Origin of the sequence: Bradyrhizobium cajani (assembly GCF_009759665.1) — a bacterium.
Classification (GTDB): Bacteria; Pseudomonadota; Alphaproteobacteria; order Rhizobiales; family Xanthobacteraceae; genus Bradyrhizobium; species Bradyrhizobium cajani.
In genome coordinates this window covers 200,902-210,470 of sequence record NZ_WQNE01000009.1, presented here as the reverse complement: position 1 = coordinate 210,470, position 9,569 = coordinate 200,902, and the positions used below count along the sequence as shown (strand labels likewise).

Below are 9,569 nucleotides of genomic sequence, written 5' to 3'. Positions count from 1 at the left end.
GTTGTGTACGCTTCGCAGCCGCCGTTGCCGACGGCCACGCAACACTCACTACCGGGCGCTCGCTACCGCTTACCCGGACCGGACTTCCACCGGTTGGACCACGCCAGCTTGCCTGGCGCACAAGCAATCCAGGGTCCTTCCGCAGAGACAGTCTGGATTGCTTCGCGGAGCCTGTCATCGGGCCGCGCTTCGCGCGGACCCGGTGGCTCGCAATGACGGAAAGCACTCAATGCCCCCGCGCCGGCGCGCTGAGGTCGATCGGACGCAGCACGGCCGCCGTGGGGATCATCAGCACGGCGATGATGGCGAGCGTCCAGAACACGTCGATGTAGGCGAGGAAATCAACCTGCTGCTGCAAGGTTCTGCCGACCCAGGCGACCGCCTGCGAGGCCGCATCGCTTGCATTCGAGCCCTGCGCCTGAAAGTAGCGCGTCATCGCGTCGATGGTCTGCTGGTAGCCGAGATCGGATGGCGCGGCGTGCTCGATCAGGCGGTTCTGGTGGAATTGCTGGCGCTGCGCCAGAATGGTTTGCGCCAGCGCGACGCCCATGGAGCCGCCGATGTTGCGGGCAACGTTGATCAGCGCGGAAGCCTGATTGGTCTTGTCCGGCGGAATGCCGTCATAGGAGGCGGTCGTCACCGGCAGGAACAGGAACGGAAGCCCGAGCGCGAGGAAGATGCGCGACAGCGCCGCGTAGCCGTAGGTGATGTCGCCGGTCAGCCCGGTGAGATGCCACATCGAGAAAGCGACGATGGCGGCACCGCACATGATGAGGTATTTCGGCTGCACGATGCTGACGAGGCGGCCGACCACCGGCATCAGCACCAGCGTTGCGATGCCGCCGGGCGACAGTGCAAGGCCGGCCAGCATGGCGGTGTAGTTGAGTTCGGTCTGGAGCAATTGCGGCAGGAGCTGGGTGGTCGAGATCAGCACCGCGCCGGTGCCGAGCATGACCAGGAAGCAGGCGCCGAACTGACGCCGGCCAAGCAGGCGGATGTCGACGATGGGATCCTCGCGCGTCAGCTCCCACGGGATCAGCGCGAGCAGCGAGACGGCCGCAAGCACCGCGAACACAACGATCATGTTCGATCCGAACCAGTCGTTGCGCTGGCCCTCATCGAGCACGAATTCGAGCGAGCCGAGGCCGATCGCAACGAGCGCGAAGCCGACATAATCGACGCGCAGCCCCCTGCTCAGCAGTTTTTCCCTCTCCTCCTCCGCCCCTGACGGTTCCTTCACCAGCGTGCCGACCAGGAACAGCGAGAGCAATCCCATCGGGACATTGATCAGGAATACCCAGTGCCAGCTGTAGGTGTCGGTGATCCAGCCGCCGAGCGTCGGGCCGATGACCGGGGCGACCACAACCGCGACGCCGTAGATGGCGAAGGCTTGCCCGCGCTTGTGTGGCGGAAAGGAGTCGGCAAGGATCGCCTGCTCGCTCGTCGCCATGCCGCCGCCGCCGAGGCCCTGCAGGATGCGGAACAGAACCAGCGACTGCAAATTCCAGGCGAAGCCGCACAGAAGCGAGGCGACCGAGAAGATCGCAACACACATCATGTAGAAGCGCTTGCGGCCGATCACGGTCGACAGCCAGCCCGAGATCGAGAGCACGATCGCGTTGGCGACGAGATAGCTGGTGATGACGTAGGTGCTCTCGTCGATGCCGACCGCGAGCCCGCCCGCAATATGGCGCAATGCGACGTTGGCGATGGTGGTGTCGAGCACCTCCATGAAGGTCGCGATCGAGACCACGAAGGCGATCAGATAGGGATTGTGTCCGCCCGCCGCGGACCGTTCCGGCGACCAGCCACCTGCGGATGCGCCGCCTTGCGCAACGTCGGTCATCGCACCCTGGTCCAGGGCACGACCGACATGCCGGGACCGACCGGCAGATCGGCCGGCCAGTTGTCGACCACGATCTTCACCGGCACGCGCTGCACCACCTTGACGTAGTTGCCGGTGGCGTTCTCCGCCGGCAGCAGGCTGAAGGCAGTGCCCGAGCCGGGCTGCACGGAATCGACGTGGCCGGTGAGCTTGCGTCCCGGATAGGCGTCGATGCGGATCTCGACGGGCTGACCCGGCCGCATATCGTTGAGCTGGGTTTCCTTGTAGTTGGCGACGATCCAGACCTCGTCGGGCACGAACATCATCAGGCTCTGTCCTGCGGTGACGAAGGTGCCTTTGGCGCCCGAGAGCTTGACGACGCGGCCGGACTGCGCCGCAACGACGCTGGTGTATTGCAGATTGAGCTTCGCCTGCTCGAGTTGCGCCTGGGACTGCCCGAGCTGCGCCTTGGCGCCTTCGAGCTGCGCCTGGAGCGATTTGATGCCGAGTTGGGCCGCCGTGACTGCGGTCCTCGCGCGCTCCGTGTTGGCCTGCTGCGCCTGAAGATCGGACCGGGTCTGCTGCTGACGCTGCACGGTGCCGGCGCCCTTCTCAACCAGATCCTGTGCGCGCGCAGATTCTTCCTGCGAGAACTGGAGCTGGGCCTGCGCCTGCTCCAGCTGGGCCTGCGCCTGCTTGATCTGTTCCTCCTGCGAAACGATCTGCGCCTCGACATTGGCGATGTTGGCCTTGGAGACTTCAACTTGAGCCGCTGCCTGATCGACGGCGATGCGGTAATCGCGCGCGTCGATCCTGGCGAGGAGATCGCCGGCATTGACGTGCTGATTGTCCGTGATCGGGACATCGGTCACGTAGCCGCCGACCTTCGAGGCGACGGAAAAGCTGCGCGCGGCGACGAAGGCATCATCAGTGGCTTCGTAATGGCGAACCTCGAGCCAATAAAGCAGGCCGCCGACGAGTGCCGCGATCAGCGCGATGGCGCCGACGGTTGCGAGCAGCCAATGCTCGCGAAACCGGTCGCGCAGCGATGGCACCGGCTTGTCCGACTGATCCTTGACGTCGCGGGCCTGATCGGGATCGGTTCTTGGATTGGTTCTTGGAGCTTCGTTCGCCCTCTGCGGCTGCTCCGCCGACGGGCCACGCTCCCGGGTTTGAGCATCCACGGTGAACACCTTTCTCGGGTCTACCGGCAGCAAGCGGCTTGAGCCAGGCTCGCGCGCCCGGGAGCTAAACCGCAGCGCGAAAGCATGGTTCCGTCCCGCTGGAGCACCGCTGTCATTCGCGAATGCACCGCTCAAAGAAGAAGCGCGACGCTTCACGCAGCGCTTCTCGTCGGTCTCACGGGGACATGCGCACGTTCAGTGCGTCTTGGTCTCGTGCCATTTCTCGAGATCGGGCTTCACCTTGTTATCCGATCCCTGCTCCTTCTCCGGATTGCCCTTCCAGGGCTCATCCGTCTGCTTGTGCGTTCCCCAGTCGCTCTGCTGCCGGGGATCGTCGTTGGGCCGTTCCTTGCTCATCGCATCTTCCTCCAGCTACACGAAGGGAACGCCGTAATAGGCGTTGATGCCGCGCACCGCGGCGTCATCGGCCCAGTTCCACTCGGCCTTTCCGCCATATTTCGGTGCGCCTTCGAGATCCTTCGCGGTGATCGCGGTGACATAGCCGCCGAGTTCGGTGTCGTATTTCAGCGACTGCCAGGGCAACGGATAGTGATCATTGCCGAGGCCGAGAAACCCGCCGAAGCCGAGCACGGCGTAGGAGACCTTGCCGCTGATCTTGTCGATCATCACGCGCTCGATCGCACCGATCTTGTTGCGGTCGGCGCCGTAGACCGATGTTCCCTCGACCTTGTCGCTGCCGATCAGCCGGCCCATCTCGCTTCGGTCCAGTTCGCCTTGATTCAACATCGCAATTCTCCACTCAGCCAGTTCGTGGATTCAACCGCGACAGGTGAGCGATCGTTCCGGCGCGTGTTCCGCACCAGCCAAGGAACATCGCCGGAAACGAGAGGTTCTGAAGCTGACGAGGCAACGATTGGGCTCGAATCGATCCTGCCCGGAAGGAATGAGGTGAACCATGAGCGATTTCCGCGATATCCAGCATGGCGTCAACGACCCCGTCGACGGCGTCGACGTGAAGTGGCACTTCAACGACAACCGGACGCCGCATGAGCGGGCGCAGCGTCATGCCGACGTCCGGGCCGATGCCACGGCCACGCCGGCCGAGCCGTTCCTGCCTGAGCGGCTTCGACGCAAGCCGACCGATCCAATCAATCCGCGCACGGGGCGCCGTCCCACGGACTAGTCGTTAGGAACCCCGGCACTTGCGCTGTGTTGATCGGCGCAACGTGGCGCGGCAAGTGGCCGCGCGATCCATTGGAGGGACCGGACCCATGAAACGAACCATCGTCGCCATTGCCTGCGTGCTGCTCGCAGGCCCCGCGCTGGCGCAATCGCTGGGCGAGAAGACCGGCGTCAATTCGGCGCTCGGCGTCGCGCCAACGACGGCCGACTTCGTCAAGGAGGTCGCGATCAGCGACATGTTCGAGATCGAATCGAGCAAGCTCGCCGAGCAGAAGGGAAATGCGCAGGAGAAATCCTTCGCCCAGCAGATGGTGACCGATCACACCAAGACCAGCAGCGAGCTCAAGGGGCTGGTCGGCAACGGCAAGGTCCAGGCGACGCTACCGACGGCGCTCGACAGCTCGCACCAGAGCAAGCTCGACAAGCTCAAGAGTGCGAACGGCAAGGACTTCAGCTCGGACTACAACTCGTACCAGGTCAGCGCCCATGAGGACGCCGTATCCCTGTTCGAGCGTTACGCCAAGGGCGGCGACAATTCCGAGCTGAAGAACTGGGCCGGCAAGACGCTGCCCGCGCTCAAGCACCATCTCGCCATGGCCAAGGAACTCGGCAAGGCGCCGAGCGTCGGACAGTCCAAGTAAGAGGCTGAGGAGATATGTCCATGGCCGAGCAAGAACTGATCAACCCGGTCAGCCGCTATCCGAAACCGCCGTTCAAGAAGCAGTCGCAGCCCTGGCCGGGCCTCGCCGGCAAGATGGAGCCGCGACCGGACCATGGCGAGACCAGCTACAAAGGCTCCGGCCGGCTTGCCGGCCGCAAGGCACTGATCACCGGCGGCGATTCCGGCATGGGCCGCGCCGCCGCGATCGCCTATGCGCGCGAAGGCGCTGACGTCGCCATCAACTATCTGCCCGCGGAAGAGCCGGATGCGCAGGAGGTGATCGCCCTGATCAGGAAGGAAGGCCGCACCGGACTTGCGATCCCCGGCGACCTCAACGACGAAGCGTTCTGCAAACAGCTGGTCGCGCAGGCCGTACAAGGCCTCGGCGGCCTCGACATCATCGTCAACAACGCGGCCAGGCAGCAGACGCGCGCCTCCATCCTCGACGTCTCGTCGGAGGATTTCGACGCGACCATGAAGACGAACGTCTACGCCCCCTTCTGGATCATCAAGGCGGCGCTGCCGCATCTCAAGCCTGGCTCCTGCATCATCGGCACGGCCTCCGAGCAGGCCTACGATCCCTCGCCGGATCTCTATGATTATGCGCAGACCAAGGCGGCGACGATGAACTATGTGAAGTCGCTGGCGAAGCAGCTCGCCTCCAAGGGCATCCGCGTCAATGGCGTCGCGCCCGGGCCGATCTGGACACCGCTCCAGGTCTCCGGCGGCGCCACGATGGAGAAGCTGGAAAAGTTCGGCGGCATGACGCCGCTCGGCCGTCCCGGACAGCCAGCCGAACTCGCTTCGATCTATGTGCAGCTTGCTGCGGCCGATGCCAGCTATGCGACCGGACAGGTGTACGGCTCCGCGGGCGGATCGGGACAACCGTAAACGCGGGCGCGCCGGGAGGTCGCGAGCTGCACCTGCGACTTGGAACCTTTGCTGTCACGCAAGCTTAGCAAGATCGTCACAGAAGATGCTTCGCCGACGGACAGATGGCGTTAGTAACAGTCAAACCGACCCGTATCGATACGGCGATCGCCAACGAGATCGCAAACCATACCAACGCGGGGCTCGAGCGCGCTGCCCAGACACTGACCTGGGGTGCCGACGAGCATGTGCTGCTAGCGTTGGCCGCGACAGGATGGCTCTACATCCAGCTGCGGCAACCCCGGCGAGGTCCCATTGCAAATCACCTGCTGGCGGTCACTCTGGCAACTGCCGTGCTGCCGCATGTCCTCAAATCCGTGTTCGATCAGACAAGGCCCGACCGGCTGACGGTGCGCGGCCATCAGCGCGGTGTGCCGTATTCGGGACGATCGCACGATGCGTTTCCGTCCGGCCACGCCGTGCACATGGGCGCGCTCGCTTCCGCCGCAGGCCTGCTGCCGCCCGCCCGGCGCCGGCTGGCGCGCGCCATCGCCGTGGCGCTGTCGTTGACACGCGTAGCGCTGCTCGCGCACTGGGCCAGCGACGTGGTGGCAGGCTTCACGCTCGGCGTCGTCATCGAGAGGCTGCTCAGACCGTTCACACTCGAACGGTTGCGGCGGCAGCGACCTCCGGTCTCGGGGGGACGGCCATGACGGAACATCTGCTCCGCTTCGTCGCCGGCGGCCTGATCGTTTCCGCGTTCGCAATTATCGGCGACATGCTCCGGCCCAAGAGCTTTGCGGGCCTGCTCGGCGCGGCCCCGTCGGTCGCGCTGGCGACGCTCGGCATCGCCGTCGTCCAGCACGGCCCGCACTATGTTGCGGCCGAAAGCTGGACGATGATCTATGGTGCCATCGCGCTCGCCTGCTACAGCCTCGCCGTCTGCCACCTCCTGATGCGATTTCGTCTCGCGGCGCTGCCGGCCACCATCCTCGCATTTGCCGTTTGGCTCGTGGTCGCCTTCGGCCTGCTTGCCGGTTTCGGAGGCGCCGCCTGATGCTGGTCAAGCTGTCCTCATCCGCACTGAAGCAGACGCATTGGTACGAATTCGCGGTCCGCTTCGTGCTGGGCGGTGTCGCGACGGTGTCGGCCGGACTCATCGGCAGCCATTTTGGCGTCGTGATCGGCGGGCTCTTTCTCGCGCTTCCGGCCGTCTTCTGTGCCAGTGCGACGCTGATCGAAAGCCATGAACGTCGCGCCAAGGAGAAGGCCGGGCTGAGCGGACGGCGCCGCGGGCAGAAGGCGGCGGCGCTCGACGCCGCGGGTGCAGCCCTCGGAAGCATCGGCCTTGCGGCGTTCGCCGTCGCCTTCCACGTCACCGTCGCGGCAAGTGTCGCGGCCGCTTTCATCGCCGCCTTGACGGTCTGGGCCATCGTTTCCGTGTCCGCCTGGTGGCTCAGGCGCAAGCTTCGCTTCGTCTCCCGCAGACCACATCGATCAGATTATTCGCCGCCGGCAAAGGGACACGGCCTCCCCTCGTGAGCCATCAGTCTGCTTTTGCGCGCGTCGAAGGCGGCAACTTCGGCGGTTGAAGGCCCGGGCTGTTGGCCCAACGCTCTACCTGCTCAATGACCTTCTGGTGGCTCGGGCGTACCGGTTTCAGTACCTCGGTCTCTTCGGCAAGCTTGCGGGGCAAGCGGACTTCGTCCGTCATGACATTTCTCCCATTGCCCAAGAACGCGCCTCCTTCAACCTCGTTGCAACGATCTAACCTATTGATATCACTTTATTTTACTACTCACTTTGGGTCTTTGACGCATTCCGTGGAACCGTTGCCAAGTTGGATTGTTGAGTAAGATACTCAAACGGCTCATTTGGCGTGGTTTTTGCGATGAATGATCTGCGCGCCGAGCGGCTTCAGGTGATGCTCTCGCCGGAGGAACTGGCCGCTCTCGACGATTTCCGGTTCAAGCATCGGATGCCGACGCGGGCCGCTGCCGTCCGCGAGTTGCTCAAGCTCGGTCTCACCGCGGCGGCGGTTGACGCGGGCGCCGGCGTCAAGTCGAGCGATTATGGCCTGTTCGGCCGCGGACCGGAGGGGCACGCGCCCACCAACGGCGACCGCGACGCCGAGGGTTGACCGGTCTTGAGAGATGCTCACAAGCAAACGACCCCGGCACGGTGGGTGCCGGGGTCGTCCTTGGAGATTGCTTCCGGCGCACCGGGGGCATGACATCCGGAAGCAACCCGTCGACTCCTCGCGCGCCGAATCGTTCCTTGTGAAACTAGTCGGTTGCGTCGCCTGAATCGTCCGGCATCGCGCCGGATCCAGGTGTCTTTGCGTTGTCATTCAGCTTGGGATCGCGCGTCGCCTCACGCGAGGGCGAGCCCTTGCGATTTGCTTGCGGATCCGTCTTGTGGACGGCCTGCGCTCGCCGCTTGTCGCCGGGCTGCTCCTCCGCCCGCTTGTCCTTGACAATGCCGTGGTCGGAATGGGCCATGATGTGGTCTCGCCTCTCCTGATCTATCGAAGCGCTTACGCACTGCCGCGTCGAATGTTCCGGGCGAGAGGTGCCTCGACGCTAACTATGCGCCGCATGTGTCGCGGCCGACGCATTCTCCAGGTGCACCTGCCGCACCGTCGTCACCGTCGCGAACGCGACCGAGACGCCAAAGGCGAGAATGAGTGAGAGAAGAGCCAGACGTGGAGCCATCGCAAACCTCCTTCCGGAATCGAAAAACCAACGCGATCGACTGTTCCTGATCATCCCGGATTGGTCGCTTGCGTTCCGTGCGCGGTCTCACACGCCGATTCACGAAAGGGAGAGTGTCTAAGCGCCCTGCTTTTGGGGGATGCGGACCGTCACGGGCGGGATTTCGCCATCCAACCAGTCCTGCTCGATCGCCAATGCCGTCCAGGCGTCCGCCATCCGCGAATAGCGGTTATAGGCGGGCTTCCCTTCCGCACGCTCAGCGAGTTGCAGGCAGTTCTCGGCATTGTCCCTGAAAAGGTCAGACTGTTTCATGGACAACACGTGGGCACGGAACCTCGGCGACGCAACCGCCCCTTACAAGATCGTAACCTCTTGCGGAACTTTGCACGCCACCGGTTATTGGATGTCCATGCGAATTCTCGTCGCGCTCATCCTGGCGTTCGTCAGCACGGCAGCACCCGCCGACAGCACCGGCGAGCGAACGCGCGGCGATCGCACGCCGACGGCAACCGACGTCATCGGCGGCCTCTACGCGTTCAGCCGATTCCAGCAGGGCCTTCTGGAAAGCTCCGACCTGAAGGGCAACGCAGAGGTCAAGAATCTTGCCGCCTTGCGCGCCGAAGAAGCGGCCAAGCGGGACAAGGCGCTGAAGCAGATTCAAGAGGCGATCGGCGCCGAGCCGCGGGCCGGCAAGACGACCCCCGCCAGCGCCAGCCTCGTCGAGCCCGAAACGTCGGACGGACCCACTTACGTCAGAAGCTTCTATGCCGCGCAGATTCCGGAGTATGATTCCACGATCGATCTGCTCGAACGCTATCTGCGGGCGCCCGATAATGCCGCACTTGCAGCGTTCGCGCGCAACCAGCTCCCGATGCTGCGCTCGCAGGTCAAGGACGCCGAGCGCACCATGGCGGACAAATAGCAGCCCTACTTGTCATTCGGATGATGTTGCTGGCTCTCCGGCCGCACGGTGCGGTCGCTCTCCGGCATCTTGTCCCGGGGCCACGTCGCCATCCTTGCCGCCCGAAGTCGAGGTGCCGCTGCCGCTCCGGTTAGACCGGGCCGCCGCACCCGGGGTGGCGCCAAGGCCGGAACTTTGCTCTGGACCGCGTGGAACCAATACTATCGATTAAGGTTGCTTTGATCGGGCTGAGAAAAGCAGGTTCCAAGTC

At 64.2% G+C, this 9,569-nt stretch carries 16 protein-coding genes; 8 read left to right on the top strand and 8 right to left on the bottom strand.

Annotated features, from left to right (window positions below):
* Positions 1-226: 226 nt before the first annotated feature.
* The 4 genes from GPL20_RS14290 to GPL20_RS14280 form a co-directional block, all read right to left on the bottom strand.
* Entirely contained in the window at positions 227-1,846 is a 1,620-nt protein-coding gene (locus GPL20_RS14290; protein WP_157330106.1) for a DHA2 family efflux MFS transporter permease subunit, read from the bottom strand.
* Entirely contained in the window at positions 1,843-3,009 is a 1,167-nt protein-coding gene (locus GPL20_RS14285; RefSeq protein WP_254126372.1) for an HlyD family secretion protein, read from the bottom strand. The genes GPL20_RS14290 and GPL20_RS14285 overlap by 4 nt, the downstream gene beginning before the upstream one ends.
* Positions 3,010-3,204: 195 nt before the next feature.
* A complete protein-coding gene (locus GPL20_RS38805) occupies positions 3,205-3,366 on the bottom strand; it encodes a hypothetical protein (RefSeq protein WP_167533017.1) in 162 nt (53 codons plus the stop codon).
* 15 nt (positions 3,367-3,381) lie between these two features.
* The gene (locus tag GPL20_RS14280; protein WP_157330105.1) at positions 3,382-3,756 is read right to left on the bottom strand and encodes a PRC-barrel domain-containing protein; all 375 of its coding nucleotides are present in this window, start codon (positions 3,754-3,756) and stop codon (positions 3,382-3,384) included.
* A 169-nt stretch (positions 3,757-3,925) separates the two neighbouring features.
* Between GPL20_RS14280 and GPL20_RS14275 the strand changes: the two genes are divergently transcribed.
* From GPL20_RS14275 to GPL20_RS14250, 6 genes are all read left to right on the top strand, one after another.
* The gene (locus GPL20_RS14275; RefSeq protein WP_157330104.1) at positions 3,926-4,153 is read left to right on the top strand and encodes a hypothetical protein; all 228 of its coding nucleotides are present in this window, start codon (positions 3,926-3,928) and stop codon (positions 4,151-4,153) included.
* 88 nt (positions 4,154-4,241) lie between these two features.
* Positions 4,242-4,793 carry a DUF4142 domain-containing protein gene (locus GPL20_RS14270; protein WP_157330103.1) on the top strand — a complete coding sequence of 184 codons (552 nt, stop codon included), beginning with the start codon at positions 4,242-4,244 and terminating at the stop codon, positions 4,791-4,793.
* Positions 4,794-4,807: 14 nt separating this feature from the next.
* Positions 4,808-5,704 (top strand): SDR family oxidoreductase, encoded by an 897-nt coding sequence (locus GPL20_RS14265; RefSeq protein WP_373568290.1) that lies wholly within the window; start codon positions 4,808-4,810, stop codon positions 5,702-5,704.
* Positions 5,705-5,808: 104 nt separating this feature from the next.
* Positions 5,809-6,396 (top strand): phosphatase PAP2 family protein, encoded by a 588-nt coding sequence (locus GPL20_RS14260; RefSeq protein WP_157330101.1) that lies wholly within the window; start codon positions 5,809-5,811, stop codon positions 6,394-6,396.
* Complete coding sequence (locus GPL20_RS14255; protein WP_157330100.1) at positions 6,393-6,740, top strand: DUF3147 family protein; 348 nt, start codon at positions 6,393-6,395, stop codon at positions 6,738-6,740. The genes GPL20_RS14260 and GPL20_RS14255 overlap by 4 nt, the downstream gene beginning before the upstream one ends.
* Positions 6,740-7,225: a DUF3147 family protein gene (locus GPL20_RS14250; protein ID WP_157330099.1), complete on the top strand. Its 486-nt coding sequence runs from the start codon at positions 6,740-6,742 to the stop codon at positions 7,223-7,225. The genes GPL20_RS14255 and GPL20_RS14250 overlap by 1 nt, the downstream gene beginning before the upstream one ends.
* A 4-nt stretch (positions 7,226-7,229) precedes the next feature.
* Here GPL20_RS14250 and GPL20_RS38800 read toward each other — a convergent pair whose 3' ends face one another.
* Complete coding sequence (locus GPL20_RS38800; protein WP_167533016.1) at positions 7,230-7,397, bottom strand: hypothetical protein; 168 nt, start codon at positions 7,395-7,397, stop codon at positions 7,230-7,232.
* Positions 7,398-7,574: 177 nt separating this feature from the next.
* On the opposite strand from GPL20_RS38800, the gene GPL20_RS14245 reads away from it, so the two are divergent.
* Positions 7,575-7,823, top strand: a complete 249-nt coding sequence (locus GPL20_RS14245; RefSeq protein ID WP_157330098.1) for a hypothetical protein — start codon at positions 7,575-7,577, stop codon at positions 7,821-7,823.
* Positions 7,824-7,968: 145 nt separating this feature from the next.
* On the opposite strand, the gene GPL20_RS14240 is transcribed toward GPL20_RS14245, so the two are convergent.
* The 3 genes from GPL20_RS14240 to GPL20_RS14235 form a co-directional block, all read right to left on the bottom strand.
* Entirely contained in the window at positions 7,969-8,184 is a 216-nt protein-coding gene (locus GPL20_RS14240; RefSeq protein WP_157330097.1) for a hypothetical protein, read from the bottom strand.
* A gap of 81 nt (positions 8,185-8,265) precedes the next feature.
* Entirely contained in the window at positions 8,266-8,397 is a 132-nt protein-coding gene (locus tag GPL20_RS39945) for a hypothetical protein (protein WP_256557488.1), read from the bottom strand.
* Positions 8,398-8,514: 117 nt separating this feature from the next.
* Entirely contained in the window at positions 8,515-8,709 is a 195-nt protein-coding gene (locus tag GPL20_RS14235; RefSeq protein WP_157330096.1) for a hypothetical protein, read from the bottom strand.
* Between the two features lie 97 nt (positions 8,710-8,806).
* On the opposite strand from GPL20_RS14235, the gene GPL20_RS14230 reads away from it, so the two are divergent.
* Positions 8,807-9,319, top strand: a complete 513-nt coding sequence (locus tag GPL20_RS14230; RefSeq protein WP_157330095.1) for a DUF4142 domain-containing protein — start codon at positions 8,807-8,809, stop codon at positions 9,317-9,319.
* Positions 9,320-9,569: the final 250 nt, after the last annotated feature.

What these genes read in the sequence shown, in the direction of transcription:
- GPL20_RS14250 (WP_157330099.1), top strand. Translation starts at nt 6,740, where the DNA reads ATGCTGGTCAAGCTGTCCTCATCCGCACTGAAGCAGACGCATTGGTAC.
- GPL20_RS14240 (WP_157330097.1), bottom strand. Translation starts at nt 8,184, where the DNA reads ATGGCCCATTCCGACCACGGCATTGTCAAGGACAAGCGGGCGGAGGAG.
- GPL20_RS38805 (WP_167533017.1), bottom strand. Translation starts at nt 3,366, where the DNA reads ATGAGCAAGGAACGGCCCAACGACGATCCCCGGCAGCAGAGCGACTGG.
- GPL20_RS14230 (WP_157330095.1), top strand. Translation starts at nt 8,807, where the DNA reads ATGCGAATTCTCGTCGCGCTCATCCTGGCGTTCGTCAGCACGGCAGCA.
- GPL20_RS14280 (WP_157330105.1), bottom strand. Translation starts at nt 3,756, where the DNA reads ATGTTGAATCAAGGCGAACTGGACCGAAGCGAGATGGGCCGGCTGATC.
- GPL20_RS14265 (WP_373568290.1), top strand. Translation starts at nt 4,808, where the DNA reads ATGTCCATGGCCGAGCAAGAACTGATCAACCCGGTCAGCCGCTATCCG.
- GPL20_RS14290 (WP_157330106.1), bottom strand. Translation starts at nt 1,846, where the DNA reads ATGACCGACGTTGCGCAAGGCGGCGCATCCGCAGGTGGCTGGTCGCCG.
- GPL20_RS14260 (WP_157330101.1), top strand. Translation starts at nt 5,809, where the DNA reads ATGGCGTTAGTAACAGTCAAACCGACCCGTATCGATACGGCGATCGCC.
- GPL20_RS14235 (WP_157330096.1), bottom strand. Translation starts at nt 8,709, where the DNA reads ATGAAACAGTCTGACCTTTTCAGGGACAATGCCGAGAACTGCCTGCAA.
- GPL20_RS38800 (WP_167533016.1), bottom strand. Translation starts at nt 7,397, where the DNA reads ATGACGGACGAAGTCCGCTTGCCCCGCAAGCTTGCCGAAGAGACCGAG.
- GPL20_RS39945 (WP_256557488.1), bottom strand. Translation starts at nt 8,397, where the DNA reads ATGGCTCCACGTCTGGCTCTTCTCTCACTCATTCTCGCCTTTGGCGTC.
- GPL20_RS14275 (WP_157330104.1), top strand. Translation starts at nt 3,926, where the DNA reads ATGAGCGATTTCCGCGATATCCAGCATGGCGTCAACGACCCCGTCGAC.
- GPL20_RS14270 (WP_157330103.1), top strand. Translation starts at nt 4,242, where the DNA reads ATGAAACGAACCATCGTCGCCATTGCCTGCGTGCTGCTCGCAGGCCCC.
- GPL20_RS14245 (WP_157330098.1), top strand. Translation starts at nt 7,575, where the DNA reads ATGAATGATCTGCGCGCCGAGCGGCTTCAGGTGATGCTCTCGCCGGAG.
- GPL20_RS14255 (WP_157330100.1), top strand. Translation starts at nt 6,393, where the DNA reads ATGACGGAACATCTGCTCCGCTTCGTCGCCGGCGGCCTGATCGTTTCC.